General features: G+C 69.5%; 17 protein-coding genes. 13 read left to right on the forward strand and 4 right to left on the reverse strand.

The features are described 5' to 3' along the window. Positions 1 to 106: 106 nt before the first annotated feature. From KIT53_RS17600 to KIT53_RS17610, 3 genes are all read right to left on the reverse strand, one after another. Positions 107 to 814 carry a response regulator transcription factor gene (locus tag KIT53_RS17600; RefSeq protein WP_297755357.1) on the reverse strand — a complete coding sequence of 236 codons (708 nt, stop codon included), beginning with the start codon at positions 812 to 814 and terminating at the stop codon, positions 107 to 109. Between the two features lie 48 nt (positions 815 to 862). Then, positions 863 to 2,860 (reverse strand): hypothetical protein, encoded by a 1,998-nt coding sequence (locus KIT53_RS17605; RefSeq protein WP_297755360.1) that lies wholly within the window; start codon positions 2,858 to 2,860, stop codon positions 863 to 865. Positions 2,861 to 2,926: 66 nt separating this feature from the next. Then, the gene (locus tag KIT53_RS17610; RefSeq protein ID WP_297755363.1) at positions 2,927 to 5,200 is read right to left on the reverse strand and encodes a hypothetical protein; all 2,274 of its coding nucleotides are present in this window, start codon (positions 5,198 to 5,200) and stop codon (positions 2,927 to 2,929) included. 395 nt (positions 5,201 to 5,595) lie between these two features. Here KIT53_RS17610 and speB point away from each other — a divergent pair, with 395 nt between their 5' ends. The 3 genes from speB to KIT53_RS17625 all read left to right on the forward strand — a co-directional run bounded on the left by speB (position 5,596) and on the right by KIT53_RS17625 (position 9,097). Continuing rightward, on the forward strand, positions 5,596 to 6,534 hold the full coding sequence (gene speB / locus KIT53_RS17615) for an agmatinase (protein ID WP_297755366.1): 939 nt from the start codon (positions 5,596 to 5,598) through the stop codon (positions 6,532 to 6,534). A 2-nt stretch (positions 6,535 to 6,536) separates the two neighbouring features. Next, positions 6,537 to 7,850 (forward strand): FAD-binding oxidoreductase, encoded by a 1,314-nt coding sequence (locus KIT53_RS17620; protein ID WP_297755369.1) that lies wholly within the window; start codon positions 6,537 to 6,539, stop codon positions 7,848 to 7,850. Between the two features lie 92 nt (positions 7,851 to 7,942). After that, positions 7,943 to 9,097 carry an ATP-binding protein gene (locus KIT53_RS17625; protein ID WP_297755372.1) on the forward strand — a complete coding sequence of 385 codons (1,155 nt, stop codon included), beginning with the start codon at positions 7,943 to 7,945 and terminating at the stop codon, positions 9,095 to 9,097. Between the two features lie 3 nt (positions 9,098 to 9,100). Here the strand turns inward: KIT53_RS17625 and KIT53_RS17630 are convergent, their stop codons facing one another. Then, positions 9,101 to 10,573 (reverse strand): PLP-dependent aminotransferase family protein, encoded by a 1,473-nt coding sequence (locus KIT53_RS17630; protein WP_297755374.1) that lies wholly within the window; start codon positions 10,571 to 10,573, stop codon positions 9,101 to 9,103. A gap of 202 nt (positions 10,574 to 10,775) precedes the next feature. Between KIT53_RS17630 and KIT53_RS17635 the strand changes: the two genes are divergently transcribed. The 10 genes from KIT53_RS17635 (at position 10,776) to KIT53_RS17680 (ending at position 24,682) form a co-directional block, all read left to right on the forward strand. Next, positions 10,776 to 11,576, forward strand: a complete 801-nt coding sequence (locus KIT53_RS17635) for a gamma-glutamyl-gamma-aminobutyrate hydrolase family protein (RefSeq protein WP_297755377.1) — start codon at positions 10,776 to 10,778, stop codon at positions 11,574 to 11,576. A 37-nt stretch (positions 11,577 to 11,613) separates the two neighbouring features. Further along, positions 11,614 to 12,975: a glutamine synthetase family protein gene (locus tag KIT53_RS17640; protein ID WP_297755380.1), complete on the forward strand. Its 1,362-nt coding sequence runs from the start codon at positions 11,614 to 11,616 to the stop codon at positions 12,973 to 12,975. Positions 12,976 to 13,060: 85 nt separating this feature from the next. Then, positions 13,061 to 14,500: an aspartate aminotransferase family protein gene (locus KIT53_RS17645; RefSeq protein WP_297755384.1), complete on the forward strand. Its 1,440-nt coding sequence runs from the start codon at positions 13,061 to 13,063 to the stop codon at positions 14,498 to 14,500. A gap of 147 nt (positions 14,501 to 14,647) precedes the next feature. Further along, positions 14,648 to 15,820, forward strand: a complete 1,173-nt coding sequence (locus KIT53_RS17650) for an extracellular solute-binding protein (protein WP_297755387.1) — start codon at positions 14,648 to 14,650, stop codon at positions 15,818 to 15,820. A 94-nt stretch (positions 15,821 to 15,914) separates the two neighbouring features. Further along, entirely contained in the window at positions 15,915 to 17,009 is a 1,095-nt protein-coding gene (potA, locus tag KIT53_RS17655; RefSeq protein ID WP_297755390.1) for a polyamine ABC transporter ATP-binding protein, read from the forward strand. A gap of 131 nt (positions 17,010 to 17,140) precedes the next feature. Continuing rightward, positions 17,141 to 18,049 carry an ABC transporter permease subunit gene (locus tag KIT53_RS17660; RefSeq protein ID WP_297755393.1) on the forward strand — a complete coding sequence of 303 codons (909 nt, stop codon included), beginning with the start codon at positions 17,141 to 17,143 and terminating at the stop codon, positions 18,047 to 18,049. A 14-nt stretch (positions 18,050 to 18,063) separates the two neighbouring features. Then, the gene (locus KIT53_RS17665) at positions 18,064 to 18,900 is read left to right on the forward strand and encodes an ABC transporter permease subunit (RefSeq protein ID WP_297755396.1); all 837 of its coding nucleotides are present in this window, start codon (positions 18,064 to 18,066) and stop codon (positions 18,898 to 18,900) included. A gap of 149 nt (positions 18,901 to 19,049) precedes the next feature. Continuing rightward, positions 19,050 to 20,954, forward strand: coding sequence for a hypothetical protein (locus KIT53_RS17670; protein ID WP_297755399.1), 1,905 nt, complete (start codon positions 19,050 to 19,052; stop codon positions 20,952 to 20,954). Positions 20,955 to 21,255: 301 nt separating this feature from the next. Continuing rightward, the gene (locus KIT53_RS17675) at positions 21,256 to 23,076 is read left to right on the forward strand and encodes a hypothetical protein (RefSeq protein ID WP_297755402.1); all 1,821 of its coding nucleotides are present in this window, start codon (positions 21,256 to 21,258) and stop codon (positions 23,074 to 23,076) included. Between the two features lie 136 nt (positions 23,077 to 23,212). Beyond that, a complete protein-coding gene (locus tag KIT53_RS17680) occupies positions 23,213 to 24,682 on the forward strand; it encodes an aldehyde dehydrogenase (protein ID WP_297755405.1) in 1,470 nt (489 codons plus the stop codon). Positions 24,683 to 24,863 lie beyond the last annotated feature (181 nt).

Below are 24,863 nucleotides of genomic sequence, written 5' to 3' on the forward strand. Positions count from 1 at the left end.
CCAGGGGCGGCAAGGGTCCGGCTTCGCCGGCCCGAGCCGCCGCCCCCCTCCCAGCGCCGCAGGCGCGCCAGAGAGGGGGGAGCCGCGCAGCGGCGCGGGGGGTGTTTCACTTCATCCCACTGATGAGCTGGGCACGCGAGCGCACGCCAAACAGCAGCAGCAGGGCCGAGACGTGGTTCTTCACGGTGCCTTCGCTGAGGTGCGCGTGCGCGGCGATGTCGCGGTTGGACTGGCCGGCCAGCACCCAGTCCAGCACCTGGGCCTGGCGCTCGGTGAGTTGCAGTTGCCGGCCGTCGAGGCCGCGCACGGTGCGCAGCTCGGGCGGCGTTGCCGCCTGGCGTGGCGTTTCTGCCGGGCTGTCTCCGGTGGGGGCTTCGCCCGGTGCGCCGAACAGGCCCAGGGTCCGGATGTAGCCAATCACGTCCTTGAGGTCGCCCGATTTGGTGAGGTAGGCGCGCGCGCCGCGCGCCAGGGCGTGGCGCATCAGGCCGGGGTCGTTCACGCCCGAGAGCACGACCACCGGGGCCTCGGGAAATGCCTTGAGGAAATGCGTCAGGCCCGAGAGGCCGTGCGCGTCGGGCAGGTGCAGGTCCAGCAGCACCAGGCCGATGCGTTCGCGGTGCTCGCGGTAGAGGTCCAGCGCCTCCTGCAGCGTGCGCGACTCCAGCACCGGGATGTGCCGACCACTGGCATGGGCGTGTGCCTGCACCAGCGTGAGCAGTCCCAGGCGCAGCAGGTCGTGGTCATCGACCACCAGCAGGGTGGTGGCCTGAGGGATTTCCTTGGTGGGCTCGGCGGCCAGGACGGGCATCATGGTCCCGCATGTTAGGGCCAGGCGCCGCTCGGGCGGAAGTGACGAAAGTCATGGCCCGGCGGGACCGCCCGGTGGTTCGGGCAACCTGCGGCGCTTGGGCTCGTGTGGCCGTTGCATGGTGTCGCCCGGTGCGGGCCGTTTCCTGTCGATGGCACCCGCTGCGCCCATGCCTCCAGGGTTGTGGGCGACATCGCGGTAGTGGATAGGGGGCCTGACAGCGGCGAGTCTGGCATCGGCGGGCCCTGCGGCTTCGGCCGCACCGGCGCCTCTTCCTCCTCGTTCCTCCACACCCGCGGCGGGTGCCGGGCCCTGCTCCCGCGCGACCAGGCGCCCGGGGTTGTCGGGCGCCTGGTCAACGCGCATGCCATGGCGGCGGCAGGCCTCGCTGGCGACATCGGCCATGGGGTTGCGCCCGTCCTCCCGGTGGGCGCCGCGGCCGGTGATGACGGTCACCTCCTGGCCGGGCCTGCGGTGGTGAGTCAGCGCGTGGTCGAGCAGGTCTCTGGCGCCACCGTGGGTCAGGTCGTGCAGATCGACCTGCAGCGGCCCGTCTGCCGAAGGGTATATCCAGCGCCACAGGGTGCCCGCGCGCTCGGCGGTGGCGTAGACCTGCCGGCGGGTGTCTGGGGTGGTCTTGCTGGCGGCGTCGAGCGCATTGGTGATGGCGTGCGGGTTGTTGCCCTCGAACACCCGCCGCAGGGCGCCGGTCTCGCCGGCCAGGACGACGACGCGCCGGCAGGTCACGGCGTCGGTCTTGCTGGCGGCGTTGAGGGCCTGGGCGGTGTCTTGCGCGTTGCCGTTCTCGAACACCCGCCGCAGGGCGCGGCTCTCCCCGGCCAGGGTGACGGCGCGTTGGCAGGTGCCGGCATCGACTTTGCTGGCGGCGTTGAGCACCTGGGCGACGGCCTGCGGGGTGCCGTCCTGGAACACCCGCCGCAGGGCATCGGTCTCGCCGGCCAGGGAGACGGCGCGTTGGCAGGTCGCGGCGTCGGCCTTGCTGGCGGCGTTGAGCGCATGGGCGGTGTCTTGTGGGGTGCCGTCCCGGAACACCCGCTCCAGAGCGCCGCCATTTCCAGCCAGGGTGACGGCGCGCTGGCAGGTCGCGGCGTCGGCCTTGCCGGCGGCTTGGAGCGCCTGGGCCGTGTGCTGCGGGGAGCCGTTCTCGAACAACCGCCGCAGGGCGCCCGTATCGCCGGCCAGGGTGACGGCATGCTGGCAGGTCGCGGCGTCGGCCTTGCTGGCGGCATTGAGGGCATTGGCGACGGCCTGCGGGGTGCCGTTCTCGAACAACCGCCGCAGGGCGCCGGTATCGCCGGCCAGGGCAACGACCCGCTGGCAGATCGCGGCGTCGGTCTTGCTGGCGGCGTTGAGCACCTGGGCGGTGTCCTGCGGGTTGCCGTCCTGGAACACCCGCCGCAGGGCGCCGGTCTCGCCGGCCAGGGCGACGGCTTGCTGGCAGGTCTCTGCATGGGCCTTGCTGGCGGCGTTGAGGGCATTGGCGACGGCCTGCGGGTCGCCGTTCCCGAACAACCGCCGCAGGGCGCCGGTATCGCCGGCCAGGGTGACGGCGCGCTGGCAGGTGGCGGCATCGGTCTTGCTGGCGGCGTTGAGCGCCTGGGCGGTGCCTTGCAGGTTGTTGCCCTGGAACAGCCGTTGCAGCGAGCCGCTGTCGAGCGCGTGGACCATGGCCGCTCGGCAGGTGGGCGCGGACGCATGGCTCGCCGCATTGAGCGCCAGGGCCAGGTGCTTGCCCTGGGCCGCGCCCGCATCCCCCACACGCCCCATCACGTTGTCCACACCCATGGCGGCGAAGACCTCCTCGCTCAGGCTGGTGGGTCCGGGCCTCGGGGCGCCCGTGTGCTGGGGCACCAACGGGCGGACCTTGGACGCGCGGTTCAGGACGGTGGACAGGGTGTCGACGGGCGTGCGCCGCGCCGCCTCGGCCAGCGCCGCGGGCGGGCTCGCCAGCATGCGGCGAATGACGGCTTCGGTGTCCTGCGGCGTTCTTGCGCCGGCCAGGGCTTCGTAACAGGTGGCGATGGGCATGGCGACTCCTTCGGGTGCGTCAGGGCAGGGTCGGGTGTCTGCGGGTCCTTGTGCGGGCGATGAACGTCATGGCCCGGCGGGGCCGCCGCCTGGTGGTTCGGGCAGCCTGCGGCGCTTGGGCTCGGGTGGCGGTTGCATGGCGTCGCCCGGCGCGGGCCGTTTCCTGTCGTTTGCACCTGCCCCGCCCATGCCTCCAGGTTCCGGGACGACATCGCGGTAGTGCAGGGGAGGCCTGGCATCGGCGGGCCCAGCGGCTCCGCCCGGATGAACCGCCCCGTGTGTCTGCGGGGCATCGCCGACCAGGGCCCGGAGATCACGTTCCAGTCCTTCGTCTCGGCTGGCCGCCGCGGCGCGGCGCAGCAGTGCATGGCCCGCGTCTCCCGAGGCGGCCACGGCGTCCCTGAGCCGTGGTCCGCATGCCCCGGCCAGCAAGTCGCGGCAGATGTCCTGTGCGCCGGCACCGCTGCCCATGTCCTCCGCGACCGCTACCAGCGCCATGATCTGTGCGCCAGAGCCTTGTCGCATGACATGGTCCAGCGCCTGGCCGTGGTGTCGAATGGCATGGCGCAACGCGTCGGCATCGCGTGCCTGGGCGCGGTCTTGCAGCCAGGCGATCACGTCTGCCACGGGAGCGCCGCGCGCTGCCATGGCGGCCAGGGGATGGGCCGGTGCGATGGGCAGGGCGGCACCCGGGGCGGGTTCCTCCACATCCGCGGCGGGTGCGGGGCCTTGTTCCTGCGCAAACAGGCGCCCGGGGTTGTCGGGCGCCTGGTCAACGCGCATGCCATGGCGGCGGCAGGTATCGCTGGCGACATCGGCCATGGGGTTGCGCCTGTCGTCCCGGTGGGTGCCCCGGCCGGTGATGACGGTTACCTCCTGGCCGGGCCTGCGGTGGTGAGTCAGTGCGTGGTTGAGCAGGTCTCTGGCGGCCTCGTGGGTCAGGTCGTGCAGATCGACCCGCAGCGGCCCGTCTGCCGAAGAGCGTATCCAGCGCTGCAGGGTGCCCGCGCGCTCGGCGGTGGCGTAGACCTGCCGGCGGGTGTCTGGGTCGGTCTTGCTGGTGGCGTCGAGCGCATTGGTGATGGCGTGCGGGTTGCTGCCCTCGAACACCCGCTGCAGGGCGCCGGTTTCTCCGGCCAGGGTGAAGGTCTGCCGGCGGATGTCGGCGTCGGCTTTGCCGGCGGCGTCGAGCGTATTGGCGATGTCCTGCGGTGTGCCGCCCCGGAACACCCGCAGCAGGGCACCGGCCCCCCCGGCCAGGGTGACGGCCTGCTGGCAGGTGCTGGCACCTGCCTTGCTGGCGGCGTTGAGGGCATTGGCGATGTCCTGCGGGTCGCCGTCCTGGAATACCCGCCGCAGGGCACCGGTCTCGCCGGCCAGGGCGACGGCTTGCTGGCAGATCGCGATGTCGACCTTGCTGGCGGCGTTGAGCGTATTGGCGACGGCCTGCGGGTCGCCGTCCTGGAATACCCGCCGCAGGGCACCGGTCTCGCCGGCCAGGGCGACGGTGCGCTGGCAGGTCGCGACATCGGCCTTGCTGGCGGCGTTGAGGGCGTTGGCGACGGCCTGCGGGGTGCCGTCCTGGAACACCCGCCGCAGGGCGCCGGTCTCGCCGGCCAGGGTAACGGCGCGCTGGCAGATCGCGACGTCGACCTTGCCGGCGGCATTGAGGGCATTGGCGACGGCCTGCGGGGTGCCGCCCTGGAACACCCGCCGCAGGGCGCCGGTCTCGCCGGCCAGGGCAACGGCGCGCTGGCAAGTCCCGGCGTTGGTCTTGCTGGCGGCGTTGAGCGCCTGGGCGATGTCCTGCGGGTTGCCGTTCTGGAACACCCGCCGCAGGGCGCCGGTCTCGCCGGCCAGGGTGACGACCCGCTGGCAGGTGTCGGCATCGGCCTTGCTGGCGGCGTTGAGTGCCTGGGCGATGTCTTGCAGGCAGTTGGTCTGGAACAGCCGTTGCAGCGAGCCGCTGTCGAGCGCGTGGGCGATGGCCGCCTGGCAGGTGGGCGCGGACGCATGGCTCGCCGCATTGAGCGCCAGGGCCAGGTGCTTGCCCGCACCCGCATCCCCTACGCGCGCCATCACATTGGCCACACCCATGGCGGCGAAGACCTCCTCGCTCAGGCTGGTGGGTCCGGGCCTCGGGGCGCCCGTGTGCTGGGGCACCAACGGGCGGACCTTGGACGCGCGGTTCAGGACGGTGGACAGGGTGTTGACGGGCGTGCGCCGCGCCGCCTCGGCCAGCGCCTCGGGCGGGCTCGCCAGCATGCGGCGGATGGCGGCTTCGGTGTCCTGCGGCGTTCTTGCGCCGGCCAGGGCTTCGTAACAGGTGGCGATGGGCATAGTGACTCTTTCGGGTGAATCTGGGCGGGGCTGGGTTTTGGTGGGGCTTTGTGCGGGCTCTGCATGCGGTGTCTCCTTGGCGGGTTGAAGGAGGTGGAGGGGTGGTCGGCCCTCGCATGGGGGTTACCTCGGCCTCGGACAGCGCGTTGACTCAGGTGGTGACGGTCGTGCCCGGCCCTTTCAAGGAGCGTCCCGCCGTCCGGGCGGGACATGCCGCGCATTCTGGAGAGCGTCGGCGTGGGCGGGCCGCGGAGTCACGAACGCCCTGCCACCGGACATGAAGCCCGCCCGGCGGTGGATGACGCATTCGCCGCGCAAGTGGACCTCTGCCGCTGTACTGGCCGGCGGTATCGTCGGGCTCCTTCCCTTTCGTCATTCCTTGAGGTGTTCCCGCCATGGCCCTGGGTCAGTTCGCCTACGCCAACAGCAGCAACCGCTTCCTCGCCTGCGCGCCGCTGGCGGAGCAGCCCTTCGCCATCGCCGGGGTGCCTTACGACGGTGTGGTGACGAACCGGCCCGGTGCGCGCTTCGGGCCGCAGGCCATCCGTACCGCCAGCCTGATGCTGTGCGATGGCATCCACCCGGTGTTCGACGTGTCACCGCTGGCGCACCTGGGCGACGCGCTGGACATGCGCCTGCCCAATGCCTCGCCGCTGCCGGAGGTGCGCCGCCACATCCAGAGCCAGGCCGCCGCGCTGATGGCGAAACACCATTGCGTGTTCCTGGGTGGCGACCATTCCATCACCCTGCCGCTGCTGCGCGCGGCCCGGGCGCAATACGGGGGCGGCGAGCCGCTGGCGCTGGTGCATTTCGACGCGCACTGCGACACCTGGACCGACCATTTCGGCGAGCCCTCGGGCCACGGCACCTGGACCTACGAAGCCCTGCAGGAAGGCCTGGCAAGCCCGGCGCACACGGTGCAGATCGGCATCCGCTCCAGCGGCGAGCGGTCCGCGCGCGAGTACGTGGCCGACCAGGGCGGACAGATCTTCACCGCGCGTGCGCTGCGCGGGCTGGATGGCGCCGGCCTGGCGCCGGTGATCGGCGCGATCCGTGCGCGCATCGGCCGCCGGCCCTGCTACCTCACGCTGGACATTGATTGCCTCGACCCGGCCTTCGCCCCTGGCACCGGCACGCCCGAGCCCGGCGGCATGACGAGTTCGCAGGTGCTGACCTTTCTGGAAGAACTGGCCGACCTGAATTGGGTCGGCATGGACTGCGTGGAGGTGGCACCGGCCTACGACCATGCCGAGCTGACCACGAACGCGGCGGCCACCTTTGTCTGGACCTACCTGGCCGGCCAGGTGGCGCGGCGTCTGCCCGGGAGCGCCTGAGCATGGGCGGCACGCACTCCTTGACGGGCTCCGACACCCAGCTCAACCGCCGGAGCTACTACGAAGCCAGCGTGCAGCGGCCCGAGGTGCTGCCCTCGCTGCAGGAGAACCTGGAGGCCGATGTGCTGGTGGTGGGCGCGGGCTTTGCCGGGCTGAGCGCCGCGCTGGAGCTGGCGCAGCGGGGGCTCTCGGTGGTGGTGCTGGAGGCCGAGCGCATCGGCAGCGGGGCCAGCGGGCGCAACGGCGGCCAGGCGATCGTGGGTTACGCCAGCGGACAGGGGCCGTTCGAGCAGCAGCTGGGTGCGGCCGACGCGCAGCGCGCCTGGGAGATGTCGCTGGAGGCGATCGACCTGCTCGACGCGCGCATCGCGCGGCATGGCATTGCCTGCGACCGGGTCGATGGGTATCTCTATGTGGCGGACTCGGCGCGCAAGGCGCGCGCGCTGCGCGAAGAGATGGATGGGCTGGAGAAGCGCGGCCTGGCGGTGGACTGGGCCGAGGGCGCGGACCTGCCGCGCCTGATCGACAGCCCGCGCTATGTGGCGGCCGCGCGCGAGACCCGCTCGGGGCACCTGCATCCGCTGAAGTACGCGCTGGGCCTGGCGCGCGCAGCGCAGGCCGCGGGCGTGCGCATCTTCGAGCATTCGCCGGTGACCGGCCTGCTGCGCGGCGCCAAGCTGGTGGCCGGCACGCCGCAGGGGCAGGTCAAGGCGCGCTTCGGCGTGCTGGCCGGCAATTGCATGCTGCCGGAGTACGGCCCGCGCGTGGCGCCGGATGTGGCGCCGCGCATCATGCCGGTGGGCACCTACATCCTGGCCACGGCGCCGCTGGACCCGGCGCTGTGCGCGCGCCTGATTCCGGGCAACGCCGCGGCCTGCGACAACAACTTCGTGCTCGACTATTTCCGCTTCAGCGCCGACGCGCGCATGCTGTTCGGCGGCCGCGTGAGCTACACCACCCGCACACCGCCGAGGCTGGAAGAGGTGATGCGCGAGCGCATGGGACAGGTCTTTCCCGCGCTGCGCGGCGTGCCCACCGACTACCTCTGGGGCGGCTTCGTGGACATCAGCATGAACCGCGCGCCCGACTTCGGCCGCCTGGGCCACAACCTGTACTACCTGCAGGGCTTCAGCGGCCACGGCGTGGCGCTGACCGGCCTGGCCGGCCTGCTGGTGGCCGAGGCCGTGGCGGGGCAGGCGGGCCGCTTCGACCTGTTCGCCCGCCTGCGCCACCGCAGCTTTCCCGGCGGCCCGCTGCTGCGCACCCCCAGCCTGGCGCTGGGCATGCTGTGGCACCGGTTGCGGGATGCGGTGTAGAGAATCCCAAAGACCTGTTCATGGTGGTGAACAAGCCATAAAATTACAAATCTGAAATTCAACTTCAAATTTGTAATCCCATGATCCCACGCTTGGCCTCAGCCACACTGCAAAGGCTCGCCAAGGGCTTTCCCGTCGTGGCCCTGACGGGGCCGCGGCAGTCCGGCAAGACCACGCTGGCTCGCCAGCTTTTTTCGGACAGGCCCTACGTCTCTCTGGAGAATCCCGAGGAACGGGAGTTCGCGGAGCAGGATCCCCGGCGTTTTCTGGCCCGGTTCCCGGACGGCGCCATTCTGGATGAGGTGCAGCGATGTCCCAGCCTGTTCTCCTGGTTGCAGGGCCTGGTGGATGAGCGGCGGCGCATGGGCGATTTCGTGCTCACGGGGTCGGCGCAGTTCGATCTGATGGCGGGCATTTCCCAGACGCTGGCGGGTCGCGTGGGCCGGGTCGAGCTGCTGCCGCTTTCGGGTGCCGAACTGGGCCGGGCGCGAGCGCCCACCCGCCTGGACGACATGCTTCTGAAAGGCGCCTACCCGGCGTTGTACGACCGGGAGCTGAGTCCGGCAGACTGGTTCGCCAACTACGTGGCGACCTACGTGGAGCGTGACGTTCGCCAACTCATCGCCGTGCGCGACCTGGGTCAGTTCCAGCGCTTCATCCGCATGTGTGCGGCCCGCTCGGGCCAATTGCTCAATCTCTCGGCGCTGGGCGCCGATTGCGGCATCTCGTCCAACACCGCGCGTGAATGGATCTCCGTTCTGGAGACCAGCTACCTGGTCACCCGTCTTCTGCCCCACCACCGCAACTTCGGCAAGCGGCTGGTCAAGACGCCCAAGCTGTACTTTCTGGACGTGGGGCTCATGGCCTGGCTGCTGGGTATCCGCGATGCACAGACGCTGGAGACGCACCCTGCGCGGGGCGCCTTGTTCGAGACCTGGGTGGTGACGGAGTTGATCAAGCAGCGCTTCAATGCGGGAACGGCGTCGGATCTGTACTTCTGGCGCGACAGCCAGGGCCACGAGGTGGACATCGTGTTCGAGACGCCCGAGGGATTGCAGGCCATCGAGGTCAAGTCGGGCAGCACCCTGGCGTCCGACTGGGCGGACGGGCCGCGCCAGTGGCAGGGTTTTGCCCAGCGCGACCAGACGCCGCTGCGCACACCCGGGCTGGTGTTTGGCGGGACGGGCCGCTATGAGCGCCAGGGTTGCGAGGTGTTGGGCTGGCGCGAGTTCGCCGGCATCGCCTGATGCTCACACCACCTCGCGTGCCGCGTTTGCCAGCAGGGGCCCGCAGCGTTCGATCTCGGCCAGCGGCGCATAGCCGTAGCCGATGACCAGGCCGCGCAGGTCGGTGCGCGCCAGGCAGTAGGCCGACAGGGGACGCACGGTGAGCCCGTGCTGGGCGATGCGCTGGGCCAGGGCGTGGTCGTCCACCCGGGGTGGCAGTCGCAGGCACAGGTGCAGGCCTTGTTCGGCGCCCGTGATGGCGGGGTCCTGGCCGGCCTGGCCGAGCACGGGGCGCAGGGCTTCGAGCAGGCACTGGCGGCGTTCGCCATAGTTCTGGCGCGCGCGGCGCAGCGCGCTGGTGAAGTGGCCCATTTCGATGAACTCGGCCAGCGCGGCCTGCACCGGCATCTGGCCAGGGCGGTTGAGGTCGTAGTGGGCCTGCCGGAAGGCGGCCACCAGGGGCTTGGGCACCACCAGGTAGCCGATCTTGAGGCCGGGGTAGAGCACCTTGGAGAAGGTGCCCATGTAGAGCACGCGCCCGTCGGTGTCCAGCCCTTGCAGGCTGGAGACGGGCGGGCCGCTGAAGCGGTATTCGCTGTCGTAGTCGTCTTCCAGCACCCAGGCGCCGTGGGCGCGGGCGGTGGCCAGCAGCTGGTGGCGCCGGGGCAGGGACATGACGGCGCCGGTGGGGTACTGGTGCGAGGGCGTGAGGTAGATCAGGCGCGGCGGCGTCGCGTGGTCCGCGCTGGCCGGGCTGATGCCCTGCTCGTCCACCGGTACCGGGTGCAGCGCCAGGCCGGTGGCCATGAAGGCCTTGACCGCGCCCCAGTAGGCCGGGTCTTCCATCCACACGGTGTCGCCATGGTCGGCCAGCAGGCGCGCGCACAGCTCCAGCGATTGCTGCGTGCCCGTGGTGATGACCACCTGGTCGGCCTCCAGGTGCACGCTGCGGAACACGCGCAGGTAGTCGGCCACGGCACGGCGCAGGGGTGCGTAGCCACCGGAGTCGTTGTAGTCCAGCATGTCCGGGTAGGTCATGCGCCAGTGCTTGTTCTGCAGGCGCTGCCAGAGCGTGACCGGAAAGGCGCTGAAGTCGGCGATGCCGGGCGTGAAAGGCTGCACCTCCAGTTCGGTGGCGCAGTAGCGGCTGGCCAGGGCTTCGCCGCGCGCCGACAGACGCCCCGCCTGCGGCGCGGCGGCACGTGGTGCCGCCCGTCCGGGCGTGGCGCGCGGCACGTTGTCGTTCACATAGGTGCCACTGCCGACCCGGCTCGCCAGGTAGCCCTCCACGCTGAGCTGGTTGATCGCCGCCACCACCGTATTGCGCGACAGGTTCAAGTCCTGCGCCAGGTCCCGGCTGGAGGGCAGCCGCTCTCCGGCGCCGAGCTTGCCGTCCAGCATGGCCCGCCGCAGCGCTTCATACAGCCGGCGGTGCAAGGGCAGCGCACCGTGCGCACCCAGGCGGTTCATTTCAGCGAGAAGGAATTCAGACAACATGCAAAGCCTTATCCGGAGTGAGAGGCCTGGTCCAGGCGCACCTCGGAACCGGCTTGCCGGGCCGCAGGCGCGGACCCCCTCCGGCGCGAAGCCGCGAAGTGGCGCAGGGGGAGCCTTCATTTGGCACCATAACATGCGGCCAAATGGCTCCCGTCGTGATCCAATTGACCCCCCACAATGCCATCCATTGCCTGGAGTCATCATGAACAAGCCGCCGTGCATGGTCTGGTTGCCTGCCGACCACCGCCTGATGGGCGACCACGGGCACCAGATGCCCTTTCTGCTGCTGGGTGACAAATACGCCCGCGCGGTCAAGGTCGGGGCGCAGGCCCAGCCGGTCATGTTCCCCTTGGCCGATACCGACCAGATCGATGAGCTGCTGGCGCTGGTGGACGGCGTGATGCTCACCGGCTCGCCCTCGAACGTGCACCCTTCGCATTTCCAGGAGGCCGTGGCCGACCCCAGCCTGCCGCTGGACACCGAGCGCGACCTGCTGACGCTGGCGCTGGTGAAGGCCTGCGTGCACCAGAGCGTGCCGCTGCTGGGCATCTGCCGGGGTTTCCAGGAGATCAACGTGGCGCTGGGCGGCGCGCTGCACCAGCGGGTGCACGAGGTGCCGGGCATGATGGACCACCGCGAGCCCAAGACCGCGCCGCCGGACGAGCAGTACGCGCCGCGCCACGCGATCCGCATCGCACAGGGCAGCGAACTGGCCGGGTGGGCCGGGGGCACCGAGGCGCAGGTCAACTCGCTGCACGGGCAGGGCATTGCCCGCCTGGCGGATGGCCTGCTGCCCCTGGCCTGGGCACCGGACGGTCTGGTGGAGGCCTTTACCGTCAAGGGCGCGCGCACCTTTGCCTACGCGATGCAGTGGCACCCGGAGTGGCGCTGCTGGGAAACGCCTTTCTACGCCGCGATCTTCGAGGCCTTCGGCCGGGCCTGCCGGCAGCGCCGCAGCCTGCGCCTGCAGGCCAGCGATCTGGCCCGCAGCCAGGCGGCCTGACCCATCTTCAAACTTCCAACCAGACAAGGAGCCGGCCATGAGCGCCCCCAAGAACTTCAACGAGCTGGAGAGCTGGCTCAATCAGCACCGCGTCACCGAAGTCGAATGCCTGGTGCCCGACCTGACGGGGGTGGCGCGCGGCAAGATCCTGCCGCGCGAGAAGTTCACGGAAGACCGCGGCATGCGCCTGCCGCACGCGATCGTGGCCATGAGCGTGACCGGCGAGCAGCCGCCCAGCGGACCCTACTACGACGTGGTCGAGCCGACTGACCGCGACATGCAGCTGCGGCCCGACCCGAGCACGGTGCGCATCGTGCCCTGGGCCACCGACCCCACCGCGCAGGTGATCCACGACTGCTTCGACCACAAGGGCAAGCTGGTGCCCTATGCGCCGCGCAGCGTGCTGCGCCGCATCTGCGAGCTGTACGACGCCGAGGGCTGGGACCCGGTGATCGCGCCGGAGCTGGAGTTCTACCTGACCGCGCGCAACACCGACCCCAACACGCTGCTGCGCCCGCCGATCGGGCGCAGCGGCCGGGCCGAGACCTCGCGCCAGGCCTACTCGATCGACGCGGTGAACGAGTTCGATCCCCTGTTCGAGGAGATCTACGAGTACTGCAACCTGATGGGCCTGAACGTGGACACGCTGATTCACGAGATTGGCGCCGGACAGATGGAGATCAACTTCTTCCACGACCACCCGCTGGGCCTGGCCGATGAGGTGTTTTTCTTCAAGCGCACGGTGCGCGAGGCCGCGCTGCGGCACGACATGTACGCCACCTTCATGGCCAAACCCATCGCGGGCGAGCCGGGCAGCGCCATGCACATGCACCAAAGCGTGCTGCACAAGGAGACGCGGCGCAACATCTTCAGCAACGAGGACGGTTCGGCCTCGGAGGCCTTCTTCCACTACATCGGCGGCCTGCAGCGCTACATTCCGGCGGCCATGGCGCTGGTGGCGCCGTACGTGAACAGCTACCGGCGCCTGTCGCGCCACACGGCCGCGCCGATCAACATCGAATGGGGCCACGACAACCGCACCGTGGGCATCCGCTCGCCGATCGCGCCGCCCGAGGCGCGCCGGGTGGAGAACCGCGTGATCGGCGCCGACGCCAACCCCTACGTGGCCATGGCCATGACGCTGGCCTGCGGCTACCTGGGCATGAAGAACAAGATCAAGCCCAAGCCCGAGATGAAGGGCGACGCCTACCTCTCGCCCTACGCGCTGCCGCGCAGCCTGGGCGAGGCGCTGGACTGGCTGCGCCGCGAACCCGACCTGCACGAGGTGCTGGGCCAGGAGTTCATCACGATCTACACCGAGATCAAGGAACTGGAGTTCGACGAATTCATGAAGGTGATCTCGCCCTGGGAGCGCGAACACCTGCTGCTGCACGTCTGATGGCTGGGGTTGTGCGTCGGGCGGCGAGCGCCCGACGTCAACCCGGAGCCCGCGCCCAACGCCCCACCCCGAACGCACAACGCCCATGAACACTTCCACCCTGATTGCCCCTCCCGCCCTGGTGCGCCGCGCCGAGCAGCACGACACCCAGGCCATCCAGGCGCTGGACAGCGCGCACTACATCCACCCCTTCACCGACCACGGGGACCTGGCCACCCGCGGCGCGCGGGTGATCACGCGGGCGGACAACATCTACGTGTGGGACAGCGAGGGCAAGCAGATCCTGGACGCGATGAGCGGCCTGTGGTGCGTCAATGCCGGTTACGGCCGCAAGGAGCTGGCCGATGCGGCGTACCAGCAGATGATGACGCTGCCCTACTACAACAGCTTCTTCCAGACCACCAACGTGCCCGCGGTGCAGTTGGCCACGAAGCTGGCGCAGCTCGCGCCCGTGGTGGGCGGCAGGCGGTTCGAGCATGTGTTTTTCAGTTCCAGCGGCAGCGAGAGCAACGACACCAACGTGCGCATGGTGCGCCGCTACTGGGACCTGCTGGGCCAGCCGCAGCGCAAGGTGATCATCAGCCGCCACAACGCCTACCACGGCAGCACCATGGCCGGCGCCTCGCTCGGCGGCATGGGCGGCATGCATGCGCAGGGCGACCTGCCGATCCCGGACATCACGCACATCGGCCAGCCTTATTGCTACGAGGACGCGCAGCCCGGGGAAACGCCCGAAGCCTTTGGCCTGCGCGCCGCGCGCTGGCTGGAGGACAAGATCCTGGCCATCGGCGCGGGCCGGGTGGCGGCCTTCATCGCCGAGCCGGTGCAGGGCGCGGGCGGGGTGATCATCCCGCCCGAGACGTACTGGCCCGAGATCCAGCGCATCGTCGACAAGTACGGGATCCTGCTGATCAGCGACGAGGTGATCTGCGCCTTCGGCCGCCTGGGGCACTGGTTCGCGTACGAGAAGTTCGGCATCCGCCCCGACCTGGTGACCTTCGCCAAGGGGGTGACCAGCGGCTACATCCCGCTGGGCGGCGTGATGGTGGGTGACCGCGTGGCCCAGGTGCTGATCGAGAAGGGCGGCGAGTTCAACCACGGCTACACCTACAGCGGCCACCCGGTGGCCTGCGCGGTGGCGCTGGCCAACCTGGAACTGATGGAGCGCGAGAAGCTGGTGGAGCGGGTGCGGGACGACACCGGCCCCTACCTGGCGCAGCGTTTCGCCGAACTGGCGCAGCATCCGCTGGTGGGCGCGGCCGAGACCTGCGGCTTCGTGGGCGGCCTGGTGCTGGTCAAGGACAAGGCCACGCGCACGCTGTTCAACCCCGACCTGGCGGTCGGCATGGTGTGCCGGGGCCACTGTTTCCGCAACGGCCTGATCATGCGCGCCGTGGGTGACCGCATGATCGTCGCGCCGCCGCTGGTCATGACGCGGGCCCAGGTCGACGAGATGATGGCGCTGATCCTGCGCTGCCTGGACGCGACGCGGGACGAGTTGCACGCAGCGGGCCACCTGGGGTGAATAGAATGCACTTTGCCGGGTCCAGCCGGTGGTCGCATTTCCGAGCTGGGCAGCCCGCGTGGGTCTGAAAATTGCTAGTCTTGCGAGCGCGCTTCGGACCCGCCCGCCCGAGTTTTGGTCTTTAACCCCGTTGGAGTGAGCAACACCATGAAAAAGCACGTCCTGGTTCTCGCGATGTCAGCCGTCCTGCTGGCCGCCTGTGGCAAGAAGGAGGAGCCCGCGCCAGCAGCGGCGCCCGCCGCCGCCCCCGTGGCCGCGGCGCCGGCGGCGCCTGCCGGTCCGGTGCTGGACGACGAAAAGGTCCTCAACGTCTACAACTGGCCCGACTACATCACCGAGTCCCTGATCGCGGACTTCGAGAAGGAGTACGGCGTCAAGGTCAACTACGACACCTTCGAGAACAACGAGGCGCTGCACGCCAAGCTGGTGGCCGGCAATTCGGGCTACGACATCGTGATCCCCACCGCCGGCTTCGCCAAGAAGCAGATCGATGGCGGCCTGTACCAGCCGATCGACAAGAGCAAGCTCACCAACTACGGCAACCTGGATCCGGACTTCATGTCCAAGATCGCCGGCGTGGACCCGGACAACAAGTACCTGGTGCCCTGGGCCTGGGGCTTCACCACGGTGGGCATCAACAAGCAGAAGGTGGAGAAGGCGCTGGGCGGCATGCCCATGCCCGAGAACGCCTGGGACCTGGTGTTCAAGCCCGAGTACTCCAGCAAGCTGCGCTCCTGCGGCATTGCCTACCTGGACTCGCCCAGCGAGATCCTGCCGGTGGCGCTGCACTATGTGGGCAAGCCGGCCTACAGCGAGAACCCGGAAGATTTCAAGGCCGCGGGTGAGATGCTCAAAAAGGTGCGCAAGGATGTGCGCCTGTTCTCCAGCACCATGATCGACGACATCGCTGGCGGCAAGGCCTGTGCCTTCATCGGCTGGTCGGGCGACATCAACATCGCCGCTGGCCGCGTGAAGGAAACCGGTGGCAAGGACGAGATCGTGCCCCTGCTGCCCACCGGCGGCGGCCTGGTGTTCATCGACACCATGGCCATCCCCAAGGACGCCAAGCACGTCAACAACGCCCACGTGTTCATGGACTTCTACCTGCGCGCCGCCAACGCCGCCGCCATGGCCAACGAGCTGAACTACCCGACCGGCAACAAGGCCGCGCTGCCCGACATCAAGGACGAGGTCAAGAACAACAAGACCATTTTCCTGGGCCCGGAGGACACGGCGCGCCTGATCCCCACCGGCGGCTTCTCCAACGACATCGCCAGCGTGGTCAACGAGACCTACAACGCGTTCAAGCGCGGCAAGTAAACCGGCGCCGCGCGCTCGGCACGTCAAGGGCTGTTCATCCTCCGGGCTGAGCAGCCCTTCTTTTTGGGACCTCGAAGAAGAAAGGGACGCCAAGATGGCTGACACCACAGGATTTCTGGTGACCGAGAAACTGGTCAAGCGCTTTGACGAGGCGGTCGCCGTCGACGAGGTCTCGCTCTCGATCGGCAAGGGCGAGATATTTGCCTTGCTGGGCAGTTCGGGCTGCGGCAAGTCCACCCTGCTGCGCATGCTGGCCGGCTTCGAGAAGCCCACATCCGGGCGCATCCTGCTCGGCGGGCAGGACGTGGCGACCATGCCGCCCTACGACCGGCCCGTCAACATGATGTTCCAGTCCTATGCGCTGTTCCCGCACCTCAACATCTGGGAGAACGTCGCCTTCGGCCTCAAGCGCGAGGGCCTGCCCAAGGCCGAGGTCCAGCAGCGCACCGACGAGATGCTGGCGCTGGTGCAGCTCACACCGTATGCCAAGCGCAAGCCGCACCAGCTCTCGGGCGGGCAGCAGCAGCGTGTGGCGCTGGCGCGCAGCCTGGCCAAGCGGCCCAAGCTGCTGCTGCTGGACGAGCCCCTGGGCGCGCTGGACAAGAAGCTGCGCGAGCAGACCCAGTTCGAGCTGGTCAACATCATCGAGAAGGTCGGCGTGACGGTGGTGATGGTGACCCACGACCAGGAAGAGGCCATGACCATGGCCAGCCGCATCGCCATCATGAGCAAGGGCCGCGTGCTGCAGGTGGGCACGCCCGAGGAGATCTACGAGCACCCGACCAACCGTTTCGTCGCCGACTTCATCGGCAACGTCAACCTGTTCGAGGGCAAGCTCAGCGTGGACGAGCCCGACCGCTGCGCCGCGTCCACCGCCATCGGCGAGATCCATGTCGGCCATGGCGTGAGTGGCACCTTGAACATGCCGGTGGCCATCGCCGTGCGGCCCGAGAAGATCGAGATCAGCAAGCAGCGCCCCGCCGAAGCCGGCCCCAACCTGTTCACCGGCAAGGTCAAGGAAATCGCCTACTTCGGTTCCTACAACACCTTCATCGTCGTCGCCAGCGATGGCTCCAGGGTGAAGATCACCGAGGCCAACACCTCGCGGCACGACCTCTCGGACATCACCTGGGAAGACAACGTCTTCTTCTGGTGGACCGACACCGCCGGCGTGGTCCTGAGGGGCTGACGGGATGACCCCTCCGCGGCGCTTCGCGGCCTCCCCTCTGGAAGGGAAAACGGCGCGAGAGGCCCGGCGAAGCCGGTTCCTCCGCATCCCTGGATAGCGTGCTTGGTTCGCCCACTTCGCAGGAACTTCAAATGGCCTCCCTACCCATCCCCGGCAAACGTTTCGTCATCGGCGTGCCCTATGCGTGGCTGCTGGTGTTCTTCTTCCTGCCGTTCCTGATCCTGCTGTACATCAGCTTCGTGGACATGGGTGGCGACATCAGCCCATTCAAGCCGATCTGGGACCCGGTCACCGGCATCCTCAGCCTGAAGTACGAGAACTACCTCGCCATCTTCCGCGTGGCCGAGGGTGAGCCACTGTTCCGCACGCTCTACATCGACGCCTACCTGCGCTCCATCTGGTATGCGCTGTGCACCGCCATCCTGTGCCTGCTGATCGGCTACCCCTTCGCCTACTTCATCGCGCGCTCGCCGGCGAGCATCCGCCCGGCGCTGCTGCTGATGGTGATGCTGCCGTTCTGGACCTCCTTCCTGCTGCGCGTCTACGCCTGGAAGGGCATCCTGGCCGACCAGGGTGTGCTCAACCGCTTTCTCATGGCCATCGGGCTGACCAGCGAGCCCATTCCCATGCTCTACACCAACGTGTCCATGCTGATCGGCATGACCTACGTGTACCTGCCCTTCATGGTGCTGCCGCTCTACGCCAACCTGGTGAAGATGGATTTCCGCCTGCTGGAAGCCGCCTACGACCTGGGCACCTCGCCCTTCAAGGCCTTCTGGCTGATCACGGTGCCGCTGTCCAAGGCCGGCATCATCGCCGGCTTCATGCTGGTCTTCATTCCCTGCGTGGGCGAGTTCGTGATTCCCTCGCTGCTGGGCGGGCCGGAGAACCTGATGATCGGCCGCGTGGTCTGGGACGAGATGTTCACCGCCAACGACTGGCCGCGCGCGACCGCGCTGGCGGTGGTGATGATCGCGATCATCGTGATCCCGCTGGCGTTCTACTACCGCTACGCCGGCAACGCGACCGAGAAGCGCTGAAAGGAGGCCAGACCATGAGACAAGTCCTTGAAAAGCACTTCGGCAAGTTCTGGCTGGCGCTGGTGTTCGCCTTCCTGTACCTGCCGCTGGTGTTCATGATCGTGTTCTCGTTCAACAGCACCCGGCAGGACGCCCGCTTCACCGGCTTCTCGCTGCGCTGGTACGAGGCCCTCACGCGCGACACCAAGATCGTCGAGGGCTTCTGGCTCTCGCTCAAGGTGGCCGCCGTCACCGGCCTGCTGTCGGCCGTGCTGGCCACCTTCGCCGCCTTCGTGCTGGTGCGCTACCGGCGTTTCCTGGGGCGCACGGTGTTCTCCGGCATGGTCAACGCGCCGCTGGTGATGCCCGAGGTGATCATCGGCCTGTCGCTGCTGCTGCTGGCGGTGGGCGCGCAGAACCTGTTCGGCTGGCCGCAGCGCGGCCTGCTCACCATCATCCTGGGCCACACGCTGCTGGGCATGGCGTACGGCGTGGTGGTGATCCAGTCGCGCCTGCAGGAGATGGACCGCTCCATCGAGGACGCCGCCATGGACCTGGGCGCGCGTCCGCACCAGGTGTTCTTCCTGATCACGCTGCCCAACATCTTCCAGGCCCTGCTCGCGGCCTTCCTGCTGGCGTTCACGCTGTCCTTCGACGACGTGGTGATCGCCGAATTCCTCTCCGGCCCGGGGGTGAGCACGCTGCCGCAGGTGATCTTCGGCTACGCGCGGCGCGGCATCAACCCCACCATCTACGCCGCCGCCACGCTGCTGATCTTTACCGTCACCGTCGTCATCGTGAGCTACGCGGTGTGGGTGGCACGGGCCACGCGCCGGCGCGAACGCGAGATCGCCGCCGCGGTGCGCAGCTGAGACGGGCCGGGCCGGGTTCGCTCGCGCCCGCGCCTGGCTCGTTCCAGGCCGGCGGCAGTTGATGCCGGCGCCGCGTCCGCGGCGCGGTCATGCCAAAGAATGGGCTGCACGCACGCGGTTGCGCGTGCCACTTCCTGAAGGAGGATGCCATGCCTGTTCCCCCACCGTCCTACTGGGCCTATGACGCGCCCTATGAACAAGGCCTGTATCGCGTCCAGACGCTGCTGCGTGCGCCCTATTCGCCCATGGTGGGCGTGATGCTGACCCATCAGCTGTATGCGTTGAGGATGAGCGAGACGGAGAAGGCGGTCGCAGCGAGAGGAGACACCTGTTCGGCCGCGGTCTTGAGCTATGCGGCCGCCGTGGCGCAGGCCGAGATGCTCGCGTTGGGCTGGGTGGGAAGTGAGCGGATGGCATTTATGCGGGAGGCGTTGACGAGAAACCGCGTGACCGGTCCGGTTGTGCAGCGTGCGGTGCGAGATTTGGACTGGGCCGGCGCGCTGCTGGCGGGAGGGTCTTGCGATGTGACCCGGTCGCCCTACCCACCGGTACAGCATCCGGAGCTGGCGCGCAAGACGGTGCCTTTTGCCAACGACGGCTTCCTGGCCCGTGTGGCCACCAGCGGGAATTCACTGGCCATTGCAATGGCCGCCACCCACGTGGCCGCCACGGCGGCAAAGGCGCGGGGCTCCCGGGCTCCCACCGGCCACATGGGCGCACTGCTGACGGACGCGGCGCTTGACACCATGCAGCGCAGCGGGACGCCGGCGGAGAGGGCGCTGCTGGCCCGCGTGGTGCTGGGCGAGCCTCCTGGGGCTTTTCCACGCGCCCGTGAGATGGCGCTGGGCTGGGTCGGCCCGGAGGGCATCGCGGCCCTGGCCGACGACCCGAGCGCCAACGCCATGGCCGTGGGCGCGGCCCTGGCCTGCCTGGGCAGGATGTCACCGGCCGATCAGGATGCCAGCCTGCGCGCCCTTCGGTCTGGTCGCAGCACAGGGGAACTGATGGCCGCGTCGGAAGCCCCTGGGGGTGGTTACCGTTTGCTGGGGGCCGGTCCGGGCAGTGCGGCGGCGGCGGCGCTGGAGCGGGTGGCTGGCGAGCGGCCACCCGCAGCGGGCGCGGATGGCAGCAGCTACCCAGGGGAGCAGCTCTCTGCGTGGTGGGGTACGGTTCGCCCAAGGAAGATGACTCCCGAGGCGGCGGTCGAGGCGCTCGCTGACGACCCCCACCCCACCCCTGAGAAGCTGGTGGGGTGTACGAAGGTCGTGCTGGGCGGGCGGGCCGGCACAAGGCTCGCCTTCCCGCCGGTCCGCGGGTTGTTCGAATTGGCCGCTCAACGTATGGCGACGGCGGGTACGCCAGATGTAGCCCGGATGTGGAGGCTCCCTGCGGAACTCATGATGGTGTGCGGCACGCATATGGTGGAGCCTTTCCGTGGGGACGGGCGGTTTGACGCCGCCAGCGCACGCCTGGTGGAGGGCATGTCCCGCGAGCGACGCATGCAATGGAATTTCGCGGGCAGACACACCCAACTGTTGACCGCGGGTCTGCCATTGAGGTCGGCCCCGCCGATGCGCCGCGATGCGCCCGATGCGGCCCCGGCGGCTGGCGCGGCGGATCCTCGCGTTCTGGTTCAACTCGGTCAACCGATCGAGCTGGCCGCCGACATGGCAGGGCCGGGAGGCGCTCCTTTCCAACCTGGCGTTCTCATCGCACCGGCCCCGGACGCTCCTCCGGCCGGTGGGGCGGGTGGGGCGGGTGGAGGCGCCATAGAACCAGCTCCCTTGGCCATCCCCCACGCGTGGGGAGCCGACGCGGGTGGCGGTGGCGGAGGAGGAGGTGGTGGTGGTGGTGGTGGCGGTGGCGGTGGCGGTGACGGAGGAGGAGGTGGTGGTGGTGGTGGTGGCGACCGTGAAGTACCGGAGTGGATGCGTGTGATGGCGCGAGAAGGTGCTGGTGCTGGTGCTGGTGCTGGTGCTGGCGCTGGCGCTGGCGCTGGCCATGTCCCCGGGGGCCCGCCTCCCGGCAGAGGCCCCAGTCCGGGCCTGGGCTGAAGCGGCGGAGGCATGCGGTGCGGACGCCTGTTCGCCAAGCGGGCCAGCCACGGCGAACCCGTTCGAGGGCTCGTGGCTCACGCTCAAGATGGCCGCAGTGGGCCAATTTCGCTGACGCCCGCGCCTGGCTCGTTCCAGGCGGGCGGTAGTTGATGCCGGCGCCGCGTCCTCGGCGTGGCGATGCCAAAGAATGGGCCGCACGCACGCGTGCCGCGCGTGCCTCTTCTTGAAAGAGGATGCCATGCCCGTTCCTTCACCGACCGATTGGTCTCCGAACCCTAGCGCGCCCTATGCACCTGGCGTGCGGCGTATCCAGGTGCTGCTCCACTCGCCCTACTCGCCCCAGGTGGGGGTGGCGCTGGCCCATCAACTGCTGGAGATGCAACGGTGCGGCTGGGGGCGGGAGATCGCCGACCGGGGGGATGCCGGAAGTGCCGCGATCGTGAGCCTTGCGGCCGCCCAGGCCAGCGTGGAGCTGGGCGCGGGCGATTGGCTGGGCGGCGATCGGCTGCTGACACTGCAGAGGGAGGTGACGAGAGAACGCGTGGTCCGTCCGGCGGTGGACCGGGCCGCACCGGGCTGGGCCGGCGCGCTGCTGGCGGGAGCGTCGTGCGATGCCACCCGGTCACCTTACCCACCGGTACAGGACCCGGAACTGGCGCGCAAGACGGCGCCTTTTGCCAAGGACGGCTTTTTGGACCGTGTGGCCGTCAGCGGGGATCCGCTGGCCATTGCGATGGCGGCCACCCACGTCGCCGCGACGGCAGCAGAAGCGCGCGGCAGTTGGGCCCGCACCGGCCACATGCGCGCGCTGCTGACGGACGCGGCGCTCGACACCATGCAGCGCAGCGGGACGCCGGCGGAGAAGGCGCTGCTGGCCCGTGTGGTGCTGGGCGAGCCTCCTGAGGCTTTTCCGCGCGCCCGCGAGATGGCGCTGGCTTGGGTCGGGCCGGAGGGCTTCGCGGCCCTGGCCAACGACCCGAGCGCAAGCGCCATGGCCGTGGGCGCGGCCATGACCTGCCTGGACCGGATGCCGCCGGCCGATCAGGAGGCCAGCCTGCGGGCCCTCGACGCCGGTCGTGCGACGGGCCCCTTGATGCGCCTCGCTGAAATCCCGGGGGGCGGTGGTCACCGATTGCTCGCAGCCGGTCCGGGCAGCGCCGCTGCGGCGGCCCATGCACGGACCGCTGGCGACCGGCCGCCTGCGCCCGCCCTGGGTGCGCACGGGAGCCACCGGAGGAGCGAGGTCGCCGAACTGTGGCGCGTGGCGTATTCGACGGAAATGGACTCGGGGCCTGGCCTTGCGCTCAGGCAACTGGCGCACGGCCATGATGTCACCGACCCGTTCCTGGTGGGGCGTGCGCGGCGTGTCCTGCGGGCGGGGTCCGACGAGGCGGTTGTCCAATTGATGGAGCTGGCCGCGCACAGGTGCGCTGCGGCGCGCACCGTTGAAGGCGTCCGGACGTGGGTGCTCCCTGCGGAGTTCATGATGGCGTACACCCCGGAACGGGTGGAGCACCTCCATGGCACCAGGGACCCGATTCAGGCGGCCCGGTTTGGCGCGGCCACCGCCACTCTGCTGGCGCACATGTCGCCCGCGCGCCGCATGCAATGGCAGGCGGCCAGCAGGCGCAACCAGTGGTTGCTCACGCCGCCAGGGCGCCTGGACCAGCTGATGCGCGATGCGCCCGGCGCCGGGGCGGCCGCGGGGGCAGGGCGTGCTCCCGTCCAGCGTGGTGTGGTCATCTTGCCTGCCGCCGAGACCGTTCAACTCGGCGTCGCCCTGGCGCCTGCCGCTGACGTGCCTCTGCCGGGGGATGGGGGGGCGGGAGGCGCGGGAGCGGACGTTGGGGCTGGGGCTGGCCCCGCGCCGTTGGACGCGCCCCGCGCGCTGCCTGCGACGGACACGCGACCGATTCCGCCGCCGCCGTTGACGGCGACGGCCGTTCGGCGCGGGCGGGCTGCGGATGCCGGAGGAGGAGGAGGTGGTGGTGGTGGTGGTGGCGTGCCGGAATGGATGCGTGTGATGGCGCAGGCGGGTGCGGGTGCCGGCGCCGAGGGGGCCGGCGCCGGGGCCCAGCCGCCCAGGCCCAGGGACCCCAGTCCGGGGCCGGCGGGCTGAAGCGACGGAGGTGGCATGCGGTGCGGATGCCTGTCCGCAAAGTGGACCAGCCAGAGCAAAGGTTTCGGGCGTAGCATGGTGCCAGTCCCGCTCGCGGCCGAGCGGGGCACGTGTTGTTCAACCCGGACCTCCCGCCATGACCTCTCCGACCTTCGACGGCCGCGCCTTCATCGATGGCGCGCGCGTTGCCGCGCGCGACGGCCAGACCTTTGACTGTTTTTCGCCGGTGGATGGCCGGCTGCTCGCGCCCGTGGCGCGTGGCCAGGCGGCCGACATCGACGCCGCGGTGGCGGCCGCGCGGGCGGCCTTCGAGGACCGGCGCTGGGCCGGCCTGCCACCCGCCAAGCGCAAGCGCGTGATGCTGGCGTTTGCCGACCAGATCCTGGCGCACGCCGACGAGCTTGCGCTGACCGAGACCCTGGACATGGGCAAGCCGGTGAAATACGCCCGCAGCGTGGACGTGAACAGCGCGGCCAACTGCATACGCTGGTATGGCGAAGCGGTGGACAAGGTGTACGACGAGATCGCGCCCACGCCCGACACCGCGCTGGCGCTGATCACGCGCGAGCCGGTGGGTGTGGTGGGCGTGATCGTGCCCTGGAACTACCCGATGATCATGGCGGCCTGGAAGATCGCGCCGGCTTTGGCGGCCGGCAACTCGGTGGTGCTCAAGCCCAGCGAGAAAAGCCCGCTGACCGCGCTGCGCCTGGCCGAACTCGCGCTGGCCGCGGGTGTCCCGCCTGGCGTGTTCAGCGTGGTGCCGGGCCTGGGGCCCGAGGCGGGCAGCCCGCTGGCGCTGCACATGGACGTGGACTGCATCGCCTTCACCGGCAGCACGCGGGTGGGCAAGCAGATCCACGTGATGGCCGGGCAGAGCAACCTCAAGCGCGCCTGGACGGAGCTGGGCGGCAAGTCGCCCAACATCGTGTTCGCCGACTGCCCTGACCTGGACCGTGCGGTGGAGGCGGCGGTGGGCAGCATCTTCTTCAACCAGGGTGAGAGTTGCAACGCGCCCTCGCGCCTGTTCGTCGAGGCCTCGATCAAGGAGGCCTTTCTGGAGAAGGCGCTGAAGCTGGTGCCGCAGTACCAGCCCGCCAATCCGCTGGAGAAGTCCACCGTGATGGGCGCCATCGTCGATCGCACACAGCTCGATACCGTGCTGCGCTACATCGACAGCGGAAAAAAGGAAGGCGCCAAGCTGCTGGCCGGTGGCGAGGCGGCCGAGCCGGTCAAGGGCGGCTGTTACGTGCTGCCCACCATCTTCGACGGCGTGAAGAACGACATGACCATCGCGCGCGAGGAGATCTTCGGCCCGGTGCTCTCGGTGCTGTCGTTCACCGACGCGGCCGACGTGGTGAAGCAGGCCAACAGCAACGTCTACGGCCTGCAGGCGGCGGTGTGGACGCGCGACATCAACAAGGCACACGGCGTGGCGCGCGCGCTGCGCGCGGGCACCGTGCACGTGAACCAGTACGACGAGGACGACATCACCGTGCCCTTCGGCGGCTTCAAGCAAAGTGGCATTGGCCGCGACAAGTCGCTGCACGCGTTCGACAAATACACCGAAGTGAAGACGACCTGGATAAGGATCGACAGCCCTTTGTGAGGTGGGGCGTTCGGCGTTGGGCGTTGAGCGTCCGCTAGCCTGCCCCCATCGCCCAACCCTCAACCCTCAACCCTCAACCCTCAACCCTCAACCCTCAACCCTCAACCCTCAACCCTCAACCCTCAACGCTCAACGCTCAACGCCCAACGCCCAACGCCCAACGCCCAACGCCCAACGCCCA

Source organism: Hydrogenophaga sp. (assembly GCF_026125785.1).
GTDB lineage: Bacteria > Pseudomonadota > Gammaproteobacteria > Burkholderiales > Burkholderiaceae_C > Hydrogenophaga.